This is a genomic window from Glycomyces endophyticus (genome assembly GCF_039531525.1).
In the GTDB taxonomy this organism is placed as follows: Bacteria; Actinomycetota; Actinomycetes; order Mycobacteriales; family Micromonosporaceae; genus Glycomyces; species Glycomyces endophyticus.
The window spans coordinates 1-20,824 of sequence record NZ_BAAAQF010000022.1 but is presented as its reverse complement, the minus strand read 5'-3'; the positions used below and the strand labels follow the sequence as shown (position 1 = coordinate 20,824).

The following is a 20,824-nucleotide window of genomic DNA, read 5'->3' as shown; positions in this document are numbered from 1 at the left end:
TCCTTCGAGTGGGTGGGGCCGCCGTGCCGGCCGCCCGCGGAGATGAGGGTTGTGATTACTAGACGCTGTCAGATCGTCACTTGATTCACGTTCCGCGGGTTTTTCTCGCCGGACGGCGGCGCGGACGCCCGCCGCGTCCTGCTGCGGGCGCCCGGCCGGGGCGGCTCAGAGGGCCAGGTCCAGTGCGAGCGTGGCGATCGCGAGGCCGAGGAACGTGAAGGTCCCGAAGGTCTCCTTGGGCCAGAAGTTCGCGAGCACGTGCGTGTGGACCGCGCACGTCCAGAACAGCACGAGGCCCGCGGCGGCCGCGGTCCCGACCAGGGGGAGCCCGGCGACGCCAGCGAGCAGGCCGAGGCCGCCGAGGACCTTGAGGACCCCGATGGGGAAGACGAGCATCGAGTGCGGCACGTGCGCCCCGTCCATCAGCGGCAGGATGACCTTGAGGCGGACGACGGCGCCGATCCCGGAGGCGAGGTTGGCGAGGCCGCCGGCGAGGGCGAGAGCGAGATAGAGGGTCGACATCGGAACTCCTTGCGTTGCAGTGGGTCTTCGAAGGCGGCGCGGTCGGTCCCGCGCGGCGGGGCGCCGGCTATCGCAGCCGTGTGAGCTTCTCGGGGTTGGTGACGGCGTAGACGCCGGTGACGGCCCCGTCCTCGGGCCGCAGGTCGAGCATGAGGACGCCGACGACGAGGCCGTCGCGGACCATGAGCGCCGACGGGGAGCCGTTGACCGGGCGGAACCCGATCTCGAGCCCTGCGGAGCGGCGGAAGGCGCGGCCGACGAGGAACGCGGCGATGCGGTCGGCCCCGCGCATGGGGCGGGGTCCCGCGGCGGGGGCGAGACCGCCGCCGTCGCAGGTGAGCGACACGTCGGGGGCCATGAGGCCGATGAGGGCGGCGAGGTCGCCGCCGGAGACGGCGGCCATGAACCGCTCGGTGACGCGCCGGTGGACGGCGGGGTCGACGCGGTACCTGGGGCGGCGGGCCCGCACGTGGGCGCGGGCGCGGTGCGCGGTCTGGCGGACGGCGTCGGGGGTGCGGCCGAGCATCTCGGCGATCTCGTTGTGGCCGTAGCCGAAGACGTCGGCGAGGACGAACACGGCGCGTTCGGCGGGCGTCAGGGACTCCAGGACGACCATGAGCGCCAGCGACACCGACTCGGCGCGCAGGGCCCGGTCGGCGCCGTCGGGCGCGGCGTCGCCGAAGGCGGTCCGGTCGAAGGCGGCGCGCTCGGGGCCGGTCGCGAGCGGTTCGGGGAGCCAGGGCCCGATGTAGGTCTCGCGGCGGCGGCGGATCGCGCCCTGCCGGGCGATGGCGGCGTTGATCGCGACGCGCACCAGGTAGGCGCGGGGGTGCTCGATCGGCGCGCCGCAGGAGCGGGCCTCCCACGACAGCCAGGTCTCCTGGAGCACGTCCTCGGTGTCGGCGACGGTGCCGAGCATCGAGTAGACGATGCCGAAGAGCAGCTCGCGGTGCTCGGTGAACACGGTCGTCGCGGTGTCGGCGTCGGTTGCCACGGCTGCCTCCTCGGTCGGCGGGCGGTCTCGCCGATCTGAGAGCGGTCCGGGGGCCCCGGATGTGACACCCGGAGCCCTCTTTATGACCGAGGACACACCTCCGGCCGGGCCGGGGTCACTCGGTCCCGACGTAGATGAGCGACTTCAGGACGTGCTTGCCGGGCTCGAGGACGCCCCGCAGGACCGGCAGGACCGTGGCGGGCCAGTACAGGTGCGTGCCGGGCATCGGCTCGATGACGTCGGCCTCGCGGCCGGTCCCGGAGTCGATGATCTCCGAGCGCAGGCCCTGGCTGGTGACGGCGGCCTTCGCGTCGCCGACCCGGGCGAGGTGCCCGGACCGGGGCACGCACCAGCCGCCTTCGCCGGTGTGGAGCGTCCGGCCGGTGTCGACCACGTGCACGCGGGCGTGCCAGCCGTCCACGGCCGCTTCGAGGGAGGTCGTGATCGACACGTCGTCCCAGGGCTGCCACTCGACGGTGAGGACGCCGTTCTCGTCGATGGCGCCCTCGTCGGAGTCCTCGCGGCCGCGCCAGTGCCGGCCGTCCTCGGAGAGGAGCAGGGCGCCGTCGGGGACGGCCGCCTCCAGGCCGGGGCCGGGCGTCGCGTGGGAGAACCCGGCGAGCGAGGAGTACGCGAACTTGGCGTACGCGGCCTGGCCGCCCCGGGCCCAGGGGTGCCAGGCCTGGCCGTTGAGGCGGGTGACGTGGCCGGCGCGGTCGCGCACGTGGACGGCCCGAGCGGCCTTGTGGGCCTCCACGACCGGACCGGGCACGGTCTCCTGCGCGGTCCAGAAGGGATGGTCGGCTCCGGCGAGGAGTCCGATGAAGACCTTCGAGGCCCACCAGGGCGACCCGGCGGTCAGGTACTGCTCGACGACCGCGTCGTTGGGGTAGGAGTAGCCGACCGTCAGGCGCCCTTCGGGATCGAGCATGGGCCGGCGCCACCACCAGTCGAGGTGGCGGCGCGCGTACCCGGCGGCCTCGCCCCACGGGACGGCCTCGACGTCGGCGGCGGCCAGCGCGCCCCACAGCGACGCCTGGGCGAACCGGTAGCCCAGGCTCCGTCCGTAGGGGACGGCGGCGCCGTCGGCGGCGAACCAGGAGCCGAAGCGGCGGGCGAACGCGGCGGCGTTGGCGACGTACCGGTCGTCCCCGGAGAGCTTGTAGTGCAGCAGCGCGTACGTGTGGAACGCGAAGGGGTTGTAGTAGTCGACGCGGCCGCCGAAGCCGTCCTCGAAGACCGTGTCGCCGAGGAGGAACTCCCCCATGCGCTCGAGGTGCGCGGCGGCGACGGCGGGGTCGTGCTTGACGCCGATCCGGGTGAGGCCGTGGCCGGCGAAGACCGGGAAGTAGTGCCAGTTCGTGTCGGCGACCTCGGTCGTGTACGCGGCCGAGAGCCAGGCGGCGACCTTGTCCTTCGCCTTGGGCTCCAAGGGGTCCCAGAGCTTCTCGGGGGCGACGGCGAGGCCCCAGCCGACGGAGGCGGCCTCGACGCAGCGCTGGCTGGGGCCGGACATGTCGCCGACGTACCAGTCGTCCTCGTCGTCGAGGGCCCGCGCGAGCGCGCCGGCGAGGGGCTCCCACACCGAGTCGGGCACGTGGTCCTTGGCGGCGGCGAGGCCCCAGAGGGGGCGGGTGAGCAGTTCGAACCAGTTCTCGCGGTGGGAGTGGTTGGACATGGTGACCGGCATGGCGCCCGGCCCGAGCGCGGCCAGCTCCACCGCCGGGCGGCCCACGGCCAGCGCGGCGGCGCCCCATCCTGCTCGGCTCTGGTCCAACGGTCCGAACGAACGCTGCGGAGAAGTCACGCTGGCAGACGCTATCAACGCCGGGGCGCTCCTGCAACCCCGCCGGGGTATCCCCCGTGGCTATTTCACGGTCCGAATCGTGTGATTCCAGGGTGGCTCAGCGTGACCGCGCGGACCAATATGAGTGGGCGTCGCGAACGGCGCGGCAGTCGGACGTGAAGGGGCTCGCATGGGCGATCGGTACGAGGCGTTCTGCATGGCGGACCCGTCGTTCTACGACGCGATGCACTCGGAGGCGACCGCCGGCGCGTCCTACCCGGTGGCCGACCGCGACCTGCCCGAGGGCTGGCGCTGCACCGCCAAGGACGACTGGCTGACCGTCCGCCGCGACGGGGCCGCCCTGCCGCTCCAGGGCTGGAAGATCCACGCCTCCGCGACCCTCGACGGCGCCGACCGCGTCCTGGAGGCGGTGTGGGACTACTGCGTGCCGCGCGGCATCCAGTTCAAGTTCCTCCGCTCCCCCGGGGCGTTCCGGGCTCGCGTCTCCAAGTACGCGCCCCGCGGCTTCTCCGGGAAGCTCGTCACGGTCTACCCCGGCGACGACGCCGAGTGCGAGCGCATCCTCACCGAGCTCGGCGCCGAGCTGGAGGGCGTGCCCGGGCCGTACATCCTCAGCGACCTCCGCTGGGGCCAGGGCCCGCTGCACGTCCGCTACGGCGCCTTCGCCAACCGGTTCACCACCGACGCCACCGGCGCGGTCGTCCCGGCCCTGGAGGACGGCGACGGCCTCCTGGTGGCCGACCGCCGCGACCCGGTCTTCCACGTCCCCGACTGGATCGAGCTTCCCGGATTCCTCGAACCGCACCTGAAGGCGCGCAACGCCGTCACGGTCACCGACATCCCCTACACGATCGAGAGGGTGCTGCACTTCTCCAACGGCGGCGGCATCTACCTCGCCCGGCACGAGGACGGGCGGCAGGTGGTCCTCAAGGAGGGCCGCCCGCACGCGGGCCTCGACGCGTGGGGCGAGGACGCGGTCCAGCGCGTCGAACGCGAGCACGAGGTCCTCTCCCTCCTCGCCGGCGTCCCGGGCGTCCCGGAGGTGTTCGAGCTGTTCTCGATCGGCGAGCACCGGTTCATGGCGATGGAGTACGTCGAGGGCGAGGTCCTCAGCAAGGCCGTCGTCACCCGCTACCCCCTCGTCGACCCCATGGCCGGACCCGAGGAGTACCGGTCCTTCACCGACTGGGCCCGGAACGTGTACGAGCGCCTCGCCGGCATCGTCGAGGCCGTCCACGCCCGCGGCATCGCCTACGGCGACCTGCACCTGTTCAACGTCATGGTCCGCCCCGACGGCGACCCGTGCCTCCTCGACTTCGAGGTCGCCGGCCCGATCGACTCCGAACGCCGCGCGGGCCTGGGCAACCAGGGGTTCGCCGCGCCGCGCTCCATGGCCGGCGCCGAGGCCGACCGGTACTCCCTCGCGTGCATGAAGCTCGCGCTGTTCCTGCCGATGACCAACCTCATCGGGCTGCACCGCCTCAAGGCCCGCCACTTCACCGAGATCGCGACCCGGCACTTCCCCGTCGACGCCGCGTGGTTCGACGACGCGCTGGAGCGCATCGCACCGGCCGCGTTCGCGTACGAGCCGCCCCGCGTCGACCCCGAGCCCGCCGCGTGGCCGGGCGTGCGCGACGCGATCGCGACGGCGATCACCGCCAGCGCCACCCCCGAGCGCAACGACCGGCTGTTCCCCGGCGACGTCGAGCAGTTCGAGTCGGGCGGCCTGGGCCTGTCGTACGGCGCGGCGGGCGTCCTGTACGCCCTGGACGCGGCGGGCGCGGGCCGGTTCGAGGAGTACGAGTCGTGGCTGCGCGACCGGGCGGTGAACCCGGCGTCGGGCTCGCGGCTGGGCCTGTACGACGGGCTCCTGGGCGCGGCGTTCACACTGGACCGCTTCGGTTACACGCAGGACGCCCTCGACATCGCCGCGATCGTCCTCCGTGAGGACTGGGAGACGCTCGGCGGCGACCTGTCCGGCGGCATCGCCGGCATCGGCCTCGGGCTCCTGCACCTCGGTGCGGCCCACGGCGAGTCGGAGTTGACCGACGCGGGGCTGCGCTGCGCGGCGATCGCCGCCGACCGGCTGGCCGCCGAGACCGGCACGGCCGCCGTCAGCGGCGGGCGCGAATTGTGGGCGGGCCTGATGCGCGGCGGCGCCGGCCGGGCGGTGCTGTTCATGCGCGCGGCCGAGGCCACCGGCGACGCCGGGTACCTCGACGCCGCCGCGGCGGCGCTGCGGGCGGACCTGCGCCGGACCGTGGTGCGCGACAACGGCTCCCGTGAGGTGGACGAGGGGTGGCGGACCATGCCGTACCTCGACGCGGGCTCGGTGGGCATCGGCCTGGTCCTCGGCGAGTACGCCGCGCACCGCGCCGACCCGGAGTTCGCGGAGGCGCTGGAGGGCATCGCGGTCACCGCGTCCTCCCCCTTCTACATCCTGCCGGGCCTGTCGACCGGCCGCGCCGGCATCCTGCTCTACCTGGCGTCGCGCGCCGTCGAACCGCTCGCGGACCCGCTGGTGCGCGCGCAGGTCGAGGCGCTGGCGTGGCACGCGCTGCCGTACGGCGGCGGCATGGCGTTCCCCGGCACGGGGCTGCTGCGCCTCTCCATGGACCTGGCGACCGGAGGCGCGGGCGTCCTGCTCGCCCTCGGCGCCCTGCACGGCGGGCCCGGGCTTCCTCTGATCCCCGGCGCGTCCGCCCCTCGAACGCCCGCACCTCCGGTGCGGGTCGAAAAGATCACCTCCCGGTGACCTACGAAAGGAATACGAACATGGCTCTCCTCGACCTCCAGGGCATGGACAACGACGCGGTCGCCACCAAGGGCGGCGGCTCCTCCGCGAGCGGGCACTCCTGCCCCTCGAACCTGTCCGCGACCCTCTGCGGCGGCACGAGCGGCCTCTCGATCCTGCTCTGCCACTAGTACACCGCTGCGGCCCCGGACAAGTCACCGATGTCCGGGGCCGCGGCCCGCGAACGGAGCCCCCATGACCGCCGTCCCCGCCGCCGAACGGCCGCTGACCTTCCGGGCCGCGGTGCGCCGGTCCCTCGCGTGGCTGCCGCTCATCGCCGCCGCCGCGGTCCTGGGCTCGCTCGGCGCGCTCGCGCTGCCGCTGGCCCTCGCGGCCGCGGTGGACGCCGTCGCCGCGGGCGGCGACGCGACCGGCCCGGTGGCCCTCGCCGCGGGTCTGATCGCCCTGGGCGTGGCATGCGACCTGGCGGAGTCGTCGGCGGAGACCGCCTGCGCCGCCGATGCGGCGGCGCGCCTGCGCACGGGCATGGTCCGCCGCGTTCTCGGTGCCCCGCACCGGATCTCGCGCTTCGACACCGGCGACCTCGTGGCCCGGATCTCCGCGGGCGCCGCCGACGCGGCCCATGCCGGACCGAGCGCCGTGGGCGCGGTCGCCGCGGCGCTGCCGCCGCTGGGCGCGCTGGCGATCCTGGTCTGGCTCGACTGGCGCCTGGCCGCGGCGTTCGCGGTCGGCCTGGTCCTGGTCGCGATGGTGCTGCGGCTCTTCGCGAAGCAGACGACCGCCGCGGCCCGGCAGTACCAGGCGGCGCAGAGCGAGATCGCCGCGCGCCTGACCGAGGCCCTCGACGGCGGCCGCACGATCGCCGCCGCGGGCACCGCCGGCGCCGAGACCCGGCGCGTCCTCTCCGGACTCCCCGCGCTCGCGCGGCACGGCCGCGCGATGTGGCGGGCCCTGTCGGCGGCAGGGGCGCGGGCGGCCGTCGCCGGCCCGCTGGCGACCGTGGGCGTCCTCGCGGTCGCGGGGTTCCTGGTGGCCGCGGGCCGCCTCTCCCCCGGCGAGCTCCTCGCCGCGGGCCAGTACGCGATGATGGGCGCCGGCCTCGGCTCCCTCACCGGCGTCGTCGCCGCCACCGCCCGCGCGAAGGCCGCGGTCGCGCGCATCGCCGAGGTCCACGACCTCAGTGCCATGTCATATGGCACCGACACGCTTCCTCCCGGGACCGGCCGCCTCGAGTTCACGGGGGTCACCGTCGACGGCGACGCGGGCCCGATCCTGCGCGACCTCACCTTCGCGGTCCCCGGCGGCGCGACGGCCGCGGTCGTGGGCGCCTCCGGCTCGGGGAAGTCGGTCCTGGCCGAGACCGCCGCCCGCCTCAGAGACCCCGACTCCGGCACCGTGACCCTCGACGGCCGGCCGCTGTCCGCCCTGTCCCGCACCGAACTCCGCCGCGCCCTGTCGCTCGCCACCGCCCGGCCCGCCCTCGCCGGCGCCACCCTCGCCGACGCCCTGGGCCCGGGCCGGCCCCGCACCCTCATCGTCGACGCCGCCACCGCGGTCGGCGCCCACGACTTCGCCACCCGGCTCCCCGCGGCATATGACACACCACTGCCCGACCTCCCCATGTCGGGCGGCGAAGCGCAGCGCATCGGCCTCGCCCGCGCCTGGCACGCCGAACGCCTCCTCGTCCTCGACGACGCGACCTCCAGCCTCGACCTCCTCAGCGCCGACCGCGTCGAGCAGGCCCTGGCGGCCTCCGACCGCACCCGCCTCGTGGTGACCTATGATGCGACACAGGCCGACCGCGCCGACCTCGTCGTCTGGCTCGAAGCCGGCGCGATCCGCGCGACCGGCCCCCACGGCGACCTCTGGGACGACCCCGACTACCGAGCGGTGTTCGCCCGGTGAGGCAGGAGTTCCGCTACGCCGCATCGGGTCTGAGCGCCCGCGCCGTCTGGGCCCTGCTGGCCTGGTCGGCCCTGGAGATCCTGCCGACCGCCGTGTTCGGCCTCATGCTCGCCCGCGCCGTCGACGAGGGCTTCCTCGCCGGCCGGCCCTGGACCGGCGCGGCCTGGCTGGGCGGCGTCCTCCTCGCCGCGGCGGTGGGCGCACTGGGGGCCGCGCGGGTGTACGCGGCGCTCGGGGCCGTGGTCGAACCGTTCCGGGACCGCCTGGTGCGGCAGGTGGTCCGCCGGTCGCTGGCCGGCGCGGCGGCCGGACGGCCCGAGCCGGGCGCGCTCTCGCTCCTGACCCGCCAAGTGGAGATCGCCCGCGACGCGTACGCCGGGATCGTGGTGTCGGTCCGCGGCTGCCTGGTCACCACGGTCGGCGTCACAGCGGGCCTCCTCGCGCTCGACGCCCGGCTGGCGGCCCTGGTCCTCCCGCCGTTCTTCTTGGGGCTCATGGCGTTCACGGCGACCCTCGGCTTCGCGGCGGGCCGCCAGCGCGCGGCGGCCGAAGCGGACGCGGACCTGACCGACGCCGCGGGCCGGGTGGCGGCGGCGGCCCGGGACCTGGCCGCCGCGGGCGGCGAGGCGTACGGGGAGGCGTTCGCGGCCGGGCCGATCGCGGCGCAGCGGAAGGCGGAGCGGGCGCTGGCCGGCGCCGCGGCGCTGCGCACGCTGTGCTTCGCGGTCGGCGGCTGGCTCCCGCTGCTGGTCCTGCTCGTCGCCGCGCCGAGGCTGCTGGACCAGGGCGTCACCGCCGGTGCGCTCACCGGCGCGCTCCTGTACATACTCACGGGCCTCCAGCCGGCCTTGAGCGCGCTCATCTCGGGTCTCGGCAGCAGCGGCCTGCGCCTGTACGTCGCCTTGACCAGGATCCGCCCGGACACGGGCCGGGACGAGGTCGCCGAGGCCGACCCCGAGCCCGGGCCCCTCAACCCGCTTCCTCTCCCCGACCCGCCCGCGCCGGTCCTCGCCGCGCACGGTCTCACCTTCGCCTACGGCCCGCGATCGACCCCGGCCGTCGAGGACCTGGAGTTCGCGGTCGGGCCCGGGGAGCATCTCGCGATCGTCGGTCCCAGCGGCGTCGGCAAGTCCACCCTCGCCGCGCTCCTGTGCGGCCTGCTCCGCCCCGACCGGGGCGGGGTCGCCTACAGCGGCGACGATGCGGCGCAGCTGTCGCCGCGCGAGCTCGCCCGCCGCCGGGTGCTGCTCCCCCAGGGCGGCTACGTCTTCACCGCGACCGTCCGCGAGAACCTCGCGTACCTGCACCCCGGCGCCACGGACGAGGCGATCGCGGCCTCCGCGGCGGCGGTCGGCGCGACCGGGCTCGTCGACCGGCTCGGCGGGCTCGACGCGCTTCTGGCGCCTCGCGACCTCTCCAGCGGCGAGCGCCAGATCCTCGCGCTCGCCCGCGCGCACCTCTCCCCCGCGCCGGTCGCGATCCTCGACGAGGCCACCTGCCACCTCGACCCGGCCGCCGAGGCGCGCGCCGAACGGGCCTTCGCCGAGCGCGGCACGCTCATCGTGATCGCCCACCGGCCCTCCTCGGCGCTGCGCGCCGAGCGGGTCCTGGTCCTCGACGGCGGCACCGCGGTCCTCGGCGACCGCGAGATGCTGCAGGGCGTCTCGCCGCTGTTCCGGGTCCTCATGGCCCACCAGAGCGGCGGCGCGACGCCGTAGCCGAGGCCGGCGCTTCGCTTCGGGAAGGCGTTCACGCTCCCGAAGCGAAGCGCCGCAGCGTCACCCGTCCGCGCTCACCATGGTTCGGACCGNGCGGGCGCTCGGGACCGGGCGGCCCCGGCTCAGATCCAGCCCGCGCCCTGGGCGATGCGGATCGCGTCGATGCGGCTGCGCGCCCCGGACTTGTGGATGGCGTTGGAGAGGTGGTTCTGCACGGTCCCGACGCGAAGGAACAGCTTCTCGGCGATCTCGCCGGTCCGCGCCCCGGTCGCGGCGAGGCCGAGGACCTCGCGTTCGCGCGGCGTCAGCGGGTTGGCGCGCGATCGCAGTGCGGCCAAGGCGATCTCGGCGTCGATCACCGGCTCGCCGCGGGTGAGGCGGTGGATGGCCTCGACGAAGCGGTCGAAGGGCTCCCCGGTCGTCATGACGCCCACGCGCGGCGCGAAGCGGGTCAGCTCGGGCCGGAACTCCAGCGGGCGGCGCGGGTCCAGGAGCAGCAGGACGTTCGAGTCCGGCAGCGCCGAGCACACCGAGGCGACCTGCTCTTCAGGCAGTAAACCGGCCTCGTGGACCAGGACGTGCGGTCGCAGTCGGCGCGCCGCCGCTATGACGTCCTCGTCCGGAGGGACGTCGTGGACGGCCGTGATGCCCTGCACGCCGTCGAGGCCGCGCGCGAGCGCGGTCCTCCAGAGGTCCTGGTCGTGCTTGAGGAGAACCCGGATCATCGGTACCCACCTGATCTGTGTCGGGCGGACGATGCCCCCACCGCGTCGTCCCCAAAAGTTCGGACTTCAGCTTAGGTAGGTACCCACCGGTCGCGAAAGGACACTAAAGGCTGACTTAGTGTCTGATCATTGACATTTCAGTATCGAACCATACAGATGTTTGTTACTCCTGGCACGCGGCCAGGTTGCCCTCGAGACGCGAGAGGAGCGCCGCGAGGCGCTCGCGGTCCTCGGCCTCGAATCCGGCGCAGGTGATCTCGTCGAGGCGCCGCCAGGAGTCCTCGATCCGGCCGAGGAGGTCGCGGCCCTTGGGGGTGATGGCGACGACGGAGACGCGGCGGTCGACGGGGTCGGGGCGGCGTTCGACCAGGCCCTGCCGTTCGAGCCGCTGGAGCATCTTGGTGACGGTGGAGGGGTCGATGCCGAGTTCGAGGACGAGGCGGGACTGGCGGGTGTCGCCGTGGTCGGCGAGGCGGCCGAGCATGACCTCCTGGCCGGGGTAGAGGCCGATCTCGCGCAGGAGGCGGCCCGCGGCGGCGCGGTGGGCGCGGGCGACGCGGAAGAGGGCGTGGCCGATCTCGCCGACGCGCTGCTCGTCGTCGCACACGTCGCCTCCGGGTGCGCTGGTGGCGGTGCGGCTGGGTTCCATGGGGCAAGCGTAGCAATAGTTGGTCGGCCAATGATATTGTTGGCTGACCAACCTTCAAAGGAGGCCAACATGCCCGCAGTGACCGTGCCCGACGTCCTCGCGCTGCCGCGTATCGACGCGCCCGCGCTGGAGTCGCGCCCGCGCGCCGTGGCCAAGGTCGTCGACTCCGTCCGCGCCCTCGAAGGCGGCGGCTTCCCGGTGCGGCGGCCGTTCCCCACGCCGAGCCTCATGGACGGCGGCGACCCGTTCCTCCTCCTCGACCACATGACCGCGGCCTACGAGCCGCACGAGGCCAAGGGCGCCCCGTGGCACCCGCACCGCGGCTTCGAGACCGTCACGTACCTGATGGACGGCACCTTCGTGCACACCGACTCCCACGGCGGGGGCGGCGTGATCCGCGGCGGCGACACCCAGTGGATGACCGCCGGCTCGGGGCTGCTGCACGACGAGCTGCCCTCGGAGAAGCTGGTCATGACCGGCGGCGTGTTCGACGGCGTGCAGCTGTGGGTGAACCTTCCCAAGCGCGCCAAGTGGAACCCGCCGAACTACCAGGACATCCGCGGCAACGGTCTGACGCTCGTCGCCTCCGACGACGGCGGCGCGCTGGTGCGCATCATCGCCGGGTCGGTCGCCGGGCACGACGGGCCCGGGCGCACCTACACGCCGATCACCCTCGTCCACGCCACGCTCTCCCCGGGTGCGGAGGTGCGGATCCCCTGGCAGCACTCGTACTCGGCGATGGCGTTCGCGCTCCACGGCGACGGGTACGCCGGGGACGAGAAGCGGCCGCTGAAGGAGTCGCAGCTGGCGCAGTTCGCGCCCGGCGGCGACTACATCACCGTCGGCGCCGGACCCGAGCAGCACTACTCGACCGGCGCGATGGAGGTCCTCCTCCTCGGCGGCGAGCCGATCAACGAGCCGGTCGCCCGGTACGGGCCGTTCGTGATGAACACCCGCTCCGAGATCGTCCAGGCGGTCGAGGACTTCCAGTCCGGCCGCATGGGCGAGATCCCGGCCGGCCGCCAGGGCCGCGAGTTCGCCCCCGACCCGGAGGACCCGTGGCTGCCGGAGGTCCCCGGCGGCTGCGAGCAGCTCTAGGAAGTATGTGACACATCGCGGGCCCGTCCGATTCGGACGGGCCCGCGATGTGTGACATGTGATGTATTACCGGCTCAAGCCGCCTGCGCCGAACCCGGATCCGCATCGCGGCCGGCCCCGGCGGCGCCGCGGCGCTCCGCTCCGCATTCGGCCCCGGGGGCGCCGCACGGTGCCGCACCGGGCTCCGGCGCCGACTCGGGACCCGCCGCGATCGCCGGCGCGGCCGCGGGCTCCAGGTCGCCCACCTGGCTGCGCTGCCAGCGCTTGGCGACCCACCCGAGGACGAAGCCGACCGCCAGGACCGTCAGGACCGACCCCAGGAGCGACTGGAGCCCCGGCCCCGCGATCCAGGCGATCAGCAGGCCGAGGCTGACGGTGTACACCGCCCACAGCACCCCGCCGAGGGCCGCCATGCGCCCGTAGGGGACACGACCGGCGCCAGCCGCGACCCACGCGAGCGTGGTGCGACCGGCGGGAAGGAAGCGCGCGATGACGGTGGTGCGGTACGGGTGCTTCTCGACGCTGCCCTGGAGCAGCTTCTCGAGTTTCAGCACCGCGCCCATCACCGTGCGCTCCGCGAACCGCGCTGCGAACCGGGGCGGGCGCCGCCGCAGCCCGGCCCGCACCGCGCGGAACACCTTGTAGCCCATGAACTCGCCGAACCACGACGAGCCCGCCGCGCCGACCAGGAGTACGGCGATCAGCCACGGGTTCCCCAGCACGAGCCCCGCCGCGGCGGTCACCAGCGTCGCGCTCGGGAGCATCGGGACGAAGAAGTCCGCGGTGATCATGCCGATCAGGATCAGCAGCGCCCAGAAGAAGACCATGGGGTCCCCCGTTCACCGAAACACCCGCGGGGACCCGGGCCGGGGGTCGGCCCGAGCCCCCTCAAGGGCGTTCGGCTACTTGGACGCTCCGACGAGCTCGCGCTCGTCCTCGGGGGCGTCGGTGGCGAGGTGCCGCTGGAGCCGCTCCCCCTCGACGTCGACGTTCGGCAGGATCCGGTCCAGCCACTTGGGGATCCACCAGGCGCCGCGGCCCACCAGGGCCATGACCGCCGGGATGATCGCCATGCGGACCACGAACGCGTCGAACACGACCGCCGCGGCCAGCGCGAAGCCCATCGAGGCGATGAGCGACTCGGCGCTGAAGATGAACGCCGCGAACACGCTGATCATGATCAGGGCCGCCGCCACCACCACGCGCGAGGAGTGGCCGTAGCCCTCCACGATCGCGGTCTTGGGGTCGGCGCCGTGCACGTACGCTTCGCGCACCCGCGTGACCAGGAAGATCTGGTAGTCCATGGCGAGGCCGAAGACGAGGCCGATCATGAGGATCGGCATCATCGACATGATCGGGCCGGGCTGGTCGACGTTGAACAGCTCCGCGCCCCAGCCCCACTGGAACACCGCGACGAGCGCGCCGAGGGCGGCGAACACGCTGAGCATGAACCCGAGCGTCGCCATGACCGGCACCAGGAGCGAGCGGAACACCAGCAGCAGGATCAGCGCGGCCAGGCCCACGACGATGAGCATGTACGGCAGCAGCGCGTCGTTGAGGTTGTCGGAGATGTCGATGTTCAGCGCGGTCGCGCCGGTGACGGCCCAGTCCGCGTCGGCGTCGTCGGCGAGGACGCCGCGGATGTCGTGGACGAGCTGGTTGGTGGCCTCGGCCGCGGGCGCGGTCTCGGGGATGACGGTGACCAGCAGCGTGTCGCCGGCCTCGTTCGGCACGGCCTGGCCGATCACGGCGATGCCGTCGACGTCGCCGAGCGCGGTGGTCACGTCGGCCGCGGCGGTGGCCGCGTCGACGCCGTCGTGGAGGTCGCCGACGAGCATGAGCTGCCCGTTGAAGCCCTCGCCGAAGCCGTCGCTGATGAGGTCGTACGCCTGGCGCTGCGTGGTCTCCTCGCCGGAGGAGCCGGCGTCGGGCAGGCCCAGTTCGAGGTCGGTCGCCGGGTAGGCGAGCGCGCCGAGGCCGACGATGCCGACGAGCGCCACCAGGATCGGGTGGCGGGTGACGAACCCGGCCCAGCGCTTGCCGCCGTTGGGCTTGGTGCCGTGGACGCCCGCGGCGATGCGGCGGCGCTGGCGTCCGGTGAAGATGCGCTTGCCGGCGAATCCGGCGAACGCGGGGAGGAGCGTCACGGCGATGACGACGGCGATGAGGACGGTGACGGCGGCGGCCACGGCCATCTCGGTGAGGAACGGGATGTTCACGACCGACAGGCCCAGGAGGGCGACGATGACGGTGAGGCCGGCGAAGAACACGGCCGAGCCGGCGGTGCCGACGGCGCGGCCCATGGCGTCGGCGCGGGCGGCGCGGTCCTCGACGCGGCCGTCCTTGGCGAGTTCGGAGCGGTACCGCGAGAGGATGAAGAGCGCGTAGTCGATGCCGACGGCGAGGCCGATCATCGAGGCGAGGGTGCCGGTGGACTCGCTGACGTTCATGAAGGACGTGGCGGCGAGGATGCCCGCGGTGGTGAGCATGACGCCGAGGACGGCGGTGATGATCGGCAGGCCGGCGGCGAGGAGCGCGCCGAAGGTGATGATGAGGACGACGAGGGCGACGCCGATGCCGATGAGCTCGGTGGCGCTGGTCTCGGGGATGGCCTGGAGGACGTCGCCGCCGACTTCGACGCGGATGCCCGAGTCCTCGGCGTCGGCCACGGCGTCTTCGAGGTAGTCGATGGTCTCCTCGTCGAGCTCCATGGAGGGCTCGGAGTACGCGACCTGCATGACGCCGATGGTCTGGTCCTCGGCGGAGAGCATGCCGATCGGCGTGCCGTCGGGGGCGGTCGCGAGCGGGCTGGTGACCGAGGCGATCTGCGGGGAGTCGGCCATGACGGCGGCGAGCGCGTCGACGGCCGCGGTGTTGGACTCGGCGGTGAGGGGCTCGCCGTTCTCGGACTGGATGACGATCTGGGCGGACCCGCCGTCGGCGTCCATCTCGGGGAAGCGTTCCTCGAGGAGGTCGAAGGCCTCCTGGGACTCGGTGCCGGGGAGGACGAACTCGGGGTTGGTCTCCTGTTGGAGGGTGGCGGCTGCGGCGCCGACTCCGGCGACGACGAGGACCCAGACGGCGAGGACGAGCCAGCGCAGTCGGTAGGACCCTCTGCCGAGACGGTAGAGGAAGGTGGCCACGGTGGGTGCTCCAATCGGATGATTGGCCGGCCCCGCCTGTGCGCTGTCGCCAGTGCGTGGGTGTGTGCGGCGGGACCGGTCGGGTGGTGTTCGCCGACGTCGTCGTCGGCGGTGGGTTTCCTGGTGTTGCCGTTTCTTCTGTTGTGGTCTTGGCTCGCGGGCGGTTTCAGTTCCCGGGCAAGGGGGGCGGCTGGGTGATGCCGCGTTCGAAGTAGGTGAAGGCCTCGGTGATGGTCTCCGCGAGGGTGCGGTCGCCGGGGTCGGTGAGCCAGTGCTCGGTCGAGGACTTCATGGTCACGAGGGCGGCGCCGAGGAGGAGGCGCGGGTAGAGGTCGTCCTTGCTGGTGCCGGTCGAGGCCGCGACGATGTCGATGGCCTCGGCGAACAGCTCCATGAACTGGCCGGACTGCTCCTTGATGAGGGAGGGGGAGCTGTGGATGAGCTGTTCGCGGCAGCGCATCTCGTCGATGTCGAACTTCTCGTCGAAGTGCATGTCGATGGTGGCGTCGCGGAACGCGTCCCAGATGGGCTGGGTGCGGGCGCGCTCGCGCAGGCCGGCGAGGAGCCGTCCGGTGGTCTCGTGGAAGTCGTAGAGGAGGGCGGCTTCCTTGGAGGGGAAGTAGTTGTGGAAGGTGCGGGTGGAGACGCCGGCTTCGGCGGCGATCTCGTCGGCGGTGACCGACTCGATGCCCTCCTTGGCGATCGCCAGGCGCAGCGCGGCGTCGCTGAGGGCCGCCTTGGTGGCGGCCTTCTTGCGTTCGCGGAGCCCGGTCGGTTCGGCCATGGGCCAACCCTAACCGCGGTGGTCGGTGTTTACAAGATTCTCATGTTGAAATTTTGCAGAGCGCGCAATTTCGAATGGTTCACGCGTCCGAGCTGGCGCTTCAGGACAGCGGTGCCACGCACGTCACACCGGGCACGGTCCACTCGGTGGCGGGCGGGCGCTCGCCGGTCGGGTCGACGCGGGTGACCTCGCCGCCGTGCTGGCAGGCGACGAGGAGGGTGCCGTCGGCGGTGAGGACCGCGTCGCGCGGCCAGGCGGCGCCGACCGGCACGGAGCGGACGAGCGCGCTGGTGGCGGGGTCGATCACGGCGAGCTGGTCGGGGCCGCGGACGGTGATGTAGGCGAGGCCGCGCTCGGGGTCGGGGACGACGGCGGCCGGGAGCGACCCGGGCGCCGCCTCGTCGAGGCCGATGTCGGGCATCGCGGCGTAGTCGACGGCGTCGCCGCTGGGCAGCGGCACGGCGGGCCCGAAGGAGAACGTGGCGGACCGGTCGTCGTAGGAGCCGACCGCGAACGCGTTCGCGAGCTCGCCGGCGATGACGGCGCGGTCGCCGACGAACGCGAGGTGCCGGGGGCCGAACCCGGGTTCGAGCTGGGTGGTGGCGGCGGGGGTGAGGGTGCCGTCCTCGCCGAGGTCGAGCGCGTGGATGCGGTCGGAGCCGAGGTCGACGACGAGCACGCGTGACATGTGGCATACCACTTGGTGGGCGTGGGGGCCGGACTGGCGGTCGGGGTCGGGGCCCGAGCCGGAGAGCCGGAAGACATCGGCGGCCTCGCCGAGCGTGCCGTCCTCGCCGATGGGGAGGACCGCGACCGAGGCGCCGGAGCCGTCCCCGGAGCCGTAGTTCGCGACCAGGAGCCAGCGCCCCGACGGGTCGACGGTGGCGTGGCAGGGGTTGTTGCCGCCGGTGGAGCGGCCCTGTCCGGCGCGGTCGAGCGCGAAGTCCTCGCCGAGGCTCCAGGCCGCGGCGAAGCCGGGCTCGGTCTCGGTGAGGGTGTAGACCGCTTCGGGCCCGACGGTGACCCACGAGGGGTTCACCACCGCAGCCGGCTCGCCGAGTCCGTCGGGTCCGGCCGCGACCAGGCCCGGGCCGCCTTCAGTGGTGTAGTCGCCAAGGAGGTACCGCATGGCCGGAATCTTAGCCGCTCGGCCGCGGGGCGGCGCGGGCTCGGGCGTCCGGGGCCCGTCGCGCGGGCGGGTCCGGTCCGCCGCTGCGGGTTCTAGACTGGGTGGCATGGGTCCTGAACGCGGAAATGACGAGCAGTGGCGTGAGAAGCTCACGCGCGACGAGTACCGGGTGCTGCGCGAGGGCGGCACCGAGGCGCCGTGGACCGGCGAGTACGTCGACGAGAAGCGCCGGGGCGTGTACCGGTGCCGGGCGTGCGGCTCGGAGCTGTTCGCCTCCGACACGAAGTTCGACTCGCGCTGCGGGTGGCCGTCGTTCTGGACGCCGATGGCGGGCGACCGGGTGCGGCTGCTGTCGGACGATACCCTCGGGATGCAGCGGACCGAGGTGCGCTGCGCGAACTGCGACTCGCACCTGGGGCACGTGTTCTACGGCGAGGGCTGGGACAACCCCGACGACGCGCGGTTCTGCATCAACTCGATCAGTCTGACGCTGGAGCCGGTCGAAGACCAGGCCGCCTAGCAGTTTCGTCTGGGCTGCAACGCGTCTCGGCGCGAACGGGTCTCGGCGCAGTCCCTTGTACATGCGACGCTCCGGCCTTGAGCTGGGGTGCTCTCCTCGGCGAGCCTGCCGGGTGTCCGGTGCACCGGACACCCGGCAGGCTCGCCGAGGGCGCGTTCGCGGCGCCCTACTAAGCTCACCTTCGTGCCCTGCTCCCGATGACGAAAGAGGCCGAGGGTGGAACCCGGGAACCTGATCGCTGGCCGCTACCGGCTAGAACAGCGCCTGGCGGCGGGCGGCATGGGCGAGGTGTGGCGCGGGACCGACACCCGGCTCAACCGCGTCGTCGCCGTCAAGCTGCTCCACTCCGGACTGTCGGGCAACGACCGGTTCCGGGCCCGGTTCCACCAGGAGGCGCAGGCGGTCGCCCAGCTCCAGTCGCCGGGAATCGTCGCGCTGTACGACTACGGCGAGGAGCACGCCCCCGAGGGCCTCGTCTCGTACCTGATCATGGAACTCGTGCGCGGCCAGGCGCTCGACAACGTGCTGCGCCAGCGCCGGCGCCTGTCGCCGACCGAGACGCTGAAGATCATGGCGTCCGCGGCCGAGGCGCTCGACGTGGCGCACCAGGCCCACATCATCCACCGCGACATCAAGCCGGGGAACCTCCTGGTCAACGACGACGGCAGCGTCAAGATCGTCGACTTCGGCATCGCCGCCGCCAAGGGCGGGGCGGGCCTGACCGAGACCGGCACCGTCATGGGGACCCTGGCGTACGCCTCCCCCGAGCAGCTCCAGGGCTCGCAGCTGACCGGTTCGACCGACGTGTACTCGCTGGGCATCGTCGGGTACGAGGCCCTCGCCGGGCGGCCGCCGTTCGCCGGGAACGAGCCGACCGCCGCGATCGCCGGGCACCTCACGGGCCAGCCCGCGCCGCTCCCGCCGGACGTGCCGGGGCCGGTCGCCAACATCATCATGCGGTGCCTCGCCAAGGACCCGCGCCAGCGCTTCGCGTCGGCCGCCGAGCTCGCCCGCGTGTGCCGCGCCGGCGGCACGGGCGGGGGCACCACGGTGGTCCTCGCCTCTCCCCCGCCGTCGCAGTCCCCGCAGTCGACCCGCGTCATGGGGGCCGCCGCCGGGGCCGCGATGGGCGCCGGCGTCGTCGCCGCGCACACCAGTCCCATGCGCCAGCAGCAGTTCCAGGACGACTACGGTCCGGGCGCGGGCACCGGCCAGTACCGCACCGGCTCCGCCTCGGAGCGGCCCCTGCCGCCGCCGCGCGAGGCTGAGCAGGCCAGGCGCAACCCGACCGGGCCGATCCTGGTGTCGATCGCGGGCGTCGCGGTCATCCTCATCGCCCTGTTCATGTGGGCGCCTTGGGAGGAGAAGGACGACGACCCGTCGGGCGCGTCCGAGGACCCCGCCACCAGCGAAGAGGCCGTCGCGGAGTCCTCCGCCGAGGAGGAGGAGAGCACCGACGACGGCGGTGACGACTCCGGCGGCGACGAGGAGGAGTCCTCCGAGGAGGAGACCACCGAGGAGGAGGAGCCGCTCATGGTGGACCTCCGCGACTACGTCGGCGACGACGTCAACGACGCCGTCGAGGACCTCGAGAACGAGGGCTTCAACGACGTCTCCACGAGCGTGGCCGCGCCCGAGAGCGAAGAGCACGACACGTGCGAGGTGCTGTACCAGTCCCCCGAGGCCGACGCCGAGGTCGGCTACGACACCCCGATCACGCTCGAGTACGTCGCCAACGACGACTCCTGCCCGGACGGGGACCAGTCGGGCGAGGCCTGACCTCGACGTCCCGCTCCCCTGCCGTGATGTCGAGCCGGGACCGCCGCGCAAGGCGGTCCCGGCTCAATGCCGGTCCGATGTCGCACCTGTAGGGCACTGTTGAGCCGGGGGCGCCTGCGAATGCCCGTTTTGCCGGGACCCTCCGTTCACGTTCGAGCGCACAGGGAGTCCCGGCCGCGGGGCGGCGGCGCTTCGGCTCGGCGAGAATGGTCGGCATGCCGCAACCGCCCGCGCTGCCCGACCTGCCGATCCGCGCGTCGCTCCCGGCGCTCCTCGACGCCGTGGCGCGCACCGGGACCGCCGTGCTCGCGGCGCCGCCCGGCACCGGGAAGACCACGCTCGCGCCGCTCGCCCTGGCCGGGCTCATCGACGCCGGGCCGGGATATGTGACACGTGATATGCCACAGCGGCGGGTCCTCGTGGCCGAGCCGCGGCGGCTCGCCACGCGGGCCGCCGCCTCGCGGATGGCCGCGATCCTCGGCGAGCGGCCCGGCGAGCGCGTCGGGTTCCAGATCCGGGGCGAGACGCGGCGGTCGGCCGCCACCCGGGTCGAGGTCGTCACCACCGGGGTCCTGCTCAACCGGCTCCTTGCCGACCCCGAGCTGCCCGGCGTGGACCTCGTCGTCCTCGACGAATGCCATGAGCGGCACCTGGAGACCGACACCGCCTGCGCCTTCCTCATCGAGTCCCGGCAGGTCCTGCGCCCCGACCTCGGGCTCGTCGCCGCCTCCGCCACCGCTGATGTGGCACTGTGGACGGATCTCCTCGCGGGCGGCGCCGGGCCGGCCCCTGCGATCGCCTCCGAGCCGATGCGCCACCCCGTCGCGATGCACTGGGCGCCGCCGCGCGAGCGCCTCAGCCCGCCCGAGGGGCTGCGGGTCGACCCCAGGTTCCTCGGTCACGTGTCACATGTCATCGGCCGGGCGCTCGACGCCGACGACGGCGACGTGCTGGCCTTCTTCCCCGGCGCCGCCGAGATCCGGCGGGTGGCCGAGCAACTCAGACACCTCGACGCCGATATATATCAATTGCACGGATCGGTGTCGCCGGCCGAGCAGGACCGCGCGATGCGCGCCGGGGAGCGGCGGCGCGTCGTCCTCGCGACCGACATCGCCGAGTCGAGCCTGACCGTCCCCGGGGTGCGGATCGTCGTCGACGCCGGGCTGGCGCGGCGCCCCGTCGTCGACCACGCCCGGGGCCTGCCGGGGCTGACGACCGCGCCCGCCTCCCGGGCCGCCGCCGACCAGCGCGCGGTCCGCGCCGGCCGCGAGGGCCCCGGCGCGGTGTGGCGCTGCT

General features: G+C 73.7%; 17 protein-coding genes. 8 read left to right on the top strand and 9 right to left on the bottom strand.

The features are described from left to right. Nucleotides 1-165 precede the first annotated feature (165 nt). From ABD419_RS20780 to ABD419_RS20770, 3 genes are all read right to left on the bottom strand, one after another. Nucleotides 166-522: a DoxX family protein gene (locus ABD419_RS20780; protein WP_344490560.1), complete on the bottom strand. Its 357-nt coding sequence runs from the start codon at nt 520-522 to the stop codon at nt 166-168. Between the two features lie 67 nt (nt 523-589). Continuing rightward, nucleotides 590-1,516 (bottom strand): sigma-70 family RNA polymerase sigma factor, encoded by a 927-nt coding sequence (locus tag ABD419_RS20775; protein WP_344490557.1) that lies wholly within the window; start codon nt 1,514-1,516, stop codon nt 590-592. A gap of 115 nt (nt 1,517-1,631) precedes the next feature. Next, nucleotides 1,632-3,293: a DUF2264 domain-containing protein gene (locus ABD419_RS20770; protein WP_344490554.1), complete on the bottom strand. Its 1,662-nt coding sequence runs from the start codon at nt 3,291-3,293 to the stop codon at nt 1,632-1,634. Nucleotides 3,294-3,492: 199 nt separating this feature from the next. Here ABD419_RS20770 and lanKC point away from each other — a divergent pair, with 199 nt between their 5' ends. The 4 genes from lanKC to ABD419_RS20750 all read left to right on the top strand — a co-directional run bounded on the left by lanKC (nt 3,493) and on the right by ABD419_RS20750 (nt 9,701). Beyond that, entirely contained in the window at nt 3,493-6,078 is a 2,586-nt protein-coding gene (gene lanKC / locus ABD419_RS20765) for a class III lanthionine synthetase LanKC (RefSeq protein ID WP_344490551.1), read from the top strand. 20 nt (nt 6,079-6,098) lie between these two features. Then, entirely contained in the window at nt 6,099-6,248 is a 150-nt protein-coding gene (locus ABD419_RS20760; RefSeq protein ID WP_344490548.1) for a SapB/AmfS family lanthipeptide, read from the top strand. A gap of 64 nt (nt 6,249-6,312) precedes the next feature. Then, on the top strand, nt 6,313-7,983 hold the full coding sequence (locus ABD419_RS20755) for an ABC transporter transmembrane domain-containing protein (protein WP_344490545.1): 1,671 nt from the start codon (nt 6,313-6,315) through the stop codon (nt 7,981-7,983). Then, entirely contained in the window at nt 7,980-9,701 is a 1,722-nt protein-coding gene (locus tag ABD419_RS20750) for an ATP-binding cassette domain-containing protein (RefSeq protein ID WP_344490543.1), read from the top strand. Before ABD419_RS20755 ends, ABD419_RS20750 begins: the two co-directional genes overlap by 4 nt. A gap of 122 nt (nt 9,702-9,823) precedes the next feature. Here the strand turns inward: ABD419_RS20750 and ABD419_RS20745 are convergent, their stop codons facing one another. Together ABD419_RS20745 and ABD419_RS20740 are read right to left on the bottom strand one after the other, a co-directional pair. Next, nucleotides 9,824-10,426: a response regulator transcription factor gene (locus tag ABD419_RS20745; RefSeq protein WP_344490541.1), complete on the bottom strand. Its 603-nt coding sequence runs from the start codon at nt 10,424-10,426 to the stop codon at nt 9,824-9,826. A gap of 163 nt (nt 10,427-10,589) precedes the next feature. After that, nucleotides 10,590-11,075: a MarR family winged helix-turn-helix transcriptional regulator gene (locus ABD419_RS20740; protein WP_344490538.1), complete on the bottom strand. Its 486-nt coding sequence runs from the start codon at nt 11,073-11,075 to the stop codon at nt 10,590-10,592. A 69-nt stretch (nt 11,076-11,144) separates the two neighbouring features. On the opposite strand from ABD419_RS20740, the gene ABD419_RS20735 reads away from it, so the two are divergent. Further along, nucleotides 11,145-12,173 carry a pirin family protein gene (locus tag ABD419_RS20735; RefSeq protein WP_344490535.1) on the top strand — a complete coding sequence of 343 codons (1,029 nt, stop codon included), beginning with the start codon at nt 11,145-11,147 and terminating at the stop codon, nt 12,171-12,173. Between the two features lie 74 nt (nt 12,174-12,247). On the opposite strand, the gene ABD419_RS20730 is transcribed toward ABD419_RS20735, so the two are convergent. The 4 genes from ABD419_RS20730 to ABD419_RS20715 all read right to left on the bottom strand — a co-directional run bounded on the left by ABD419_RS20730 (nt 12,248) and on the right by ABD419_RS20715 (nt 17,229). Next, nucleotides 12,248-13,000, bottom strand: coding sequence for a DedA family protein (locus ABD419_RS20730; protein ID WP_344490532.1), 753 nt, complete (start codon nt 12,998-13,000; stop codon nt 12,248-12,250). Between the two features lie 75 nt (nt 13,001-13,075). Beyond that, nucleotides 13,076-15,316 (bottom strand): MMPL family transporter, encoded by a 2,241-nt coding sequence (locus ABD419_RS20725; RefSeq protein ID WP_344490529.1) that lies wholly within the window; start codon nt 15,314-15,316, stop codon nt 13,076-13,078. Between the two features lie 166 nt (nt 15,317-15,482). Beyond that, nucleotides 15,483-16,100 carry an acyl-CoA-like ligand-binding transcription factor gene (locus ABD419_RS20720; protein WP_344490526.1) on the bottom strand — a complete coding sequence of 206 codons (618 nt, stop codon included), beginning with the start codon at nt 16,098-16,100 and terminating at the stop codon, nt 15,483-15,485. Nucleotides 16,101-16,200: 100 nt separating this feature from the next. Continuing rightward, entirely contained in the window at nt 16,201-17,229 is a 1,029-nt protein-coding gene (locus tag ABD419_RS20715; protein ID WP_344490523.1) for a lactonase family protein, read from the bottom strand. A 106-nt stretch (nt 17,230-17,335) separates the two neighbouring features. On the opposite strand from ABD419_RS20715, the gene msrB reads away from it, so the two are divergent. The 3 genes from msrB to ABD419_RS20700 all read left to right on the top strand — a co-directional run. Next, nucleotides 17,336-17,749: a peptide-methionine (R)-S-oxide reductase MsrB gene (gene msrB / locus ABD419_RS20710; RefSeq protein ID WP_344490520.1), complete on the top strand. Its 414-nt coding sequence runs from the start codon at nt 17,336-17,338 to the stop codon at nt 17,747-17,749. A gap of 216 nt (nt 17,750-17,965) precedes the next feature. Continuing rightward, on the top strand, nt 17,966-19,528 hold the full coding sequence (locus ABD419_RS20705; protein WP_344490517.1) for a serine/threonine protein kinase: 1,563 nt from the start codon (nt 17,966-17,968) through the stop codon (nt 19,526-19,528). Nucleotides 19,529-19,743: 215 nt separating this feature from the next. Then, nucleotides 19,744-20,824: helicase-related protein (locus tag ABD419_RS20700; protein ID WP_344490514.1), on the top strand; the 1,081-nt coding region annotated here is incomplete at its 3' end.

Bases quoted from the DNA above. Each gene is read 5' to 3' on its own strand.
- ABD419_RS20740 (WP_344490538.1), bottom strand. From the start codon at position 11,075: ATGGAACCCAGCCGCACCGCCACCAGCGCACCCGGAGGCGACGTGTGC.
- ABD419_RS20730 (WP_344490532.1), bottom strand. From the start codon at position 13,000: ATGGTCTTCTTCTGGGCGCTGCTGATCCTGATCGGCATGATCACCGCG.
- ABD419_RS20715 (WP_344490523.1), bottom strand. From the start codon at position 17,229: ATGCGGTACCTCCTTGGCGACTACACCACTGAAGGCGGCCCGGGCCTG.
- ABD419_RS20720 (WP_344490526.1), bottom strand. From the start codon at position 16,100: ATGGCCGAACCGACCGGGCTCCGCGAACGCAAGAAGGCCGCCACCAAG.
- ABD419_RS20735 (WP_344490535.1), top strand. From the start codon at position 11,145: ATGCCCGCAGTGACCGTGCCCGACGTCCTCGCGCTGCCGCGTATCGAC.
- ABD419_RS20755 (WP_344490545.1), top strand. From the start codon at position 6,313: ATGACCGCCGTCCCCGCCGCCGAACGGCCGCTGACCTTCCGGGCCGCG.
- ABD419_RS20760 (WP_344490548.1), top strand. From the start codon at position 6,099: ATGGCTCTCCTCGACCTCCAGGGCATGGACAACGACGCGGTCGCCACC.
- ABD419_RS20745 (WP_344490541.1), bottom strand. From the start codon at position 10,426: ATGATCCGGGTTCTCCTCAAGCACGACCAGGACCTCTGGAGGACCGCG.
- msrB (WP_344490520.1), top strand. From the start codon at position 17,336: ATGGGTCCTGAACGCGGAAATGACGAGCAGTGGCGTGAGAAGCTCACG.
- lanKC (WP_344490551.1), top strand. From the start codon at position 3,493: ATGGGCGATCGGTACGAGGCGTTCTGCATGGCGGACCCGTCGTTCTAC.
- ABD419_RS20780 (WP_344490560.1), bottom strand. From the start codon at position 522: ATGTCGACCCTCTATCTCGCTCTCGCCCTCGCCGGCGGCCTCGCCAAC.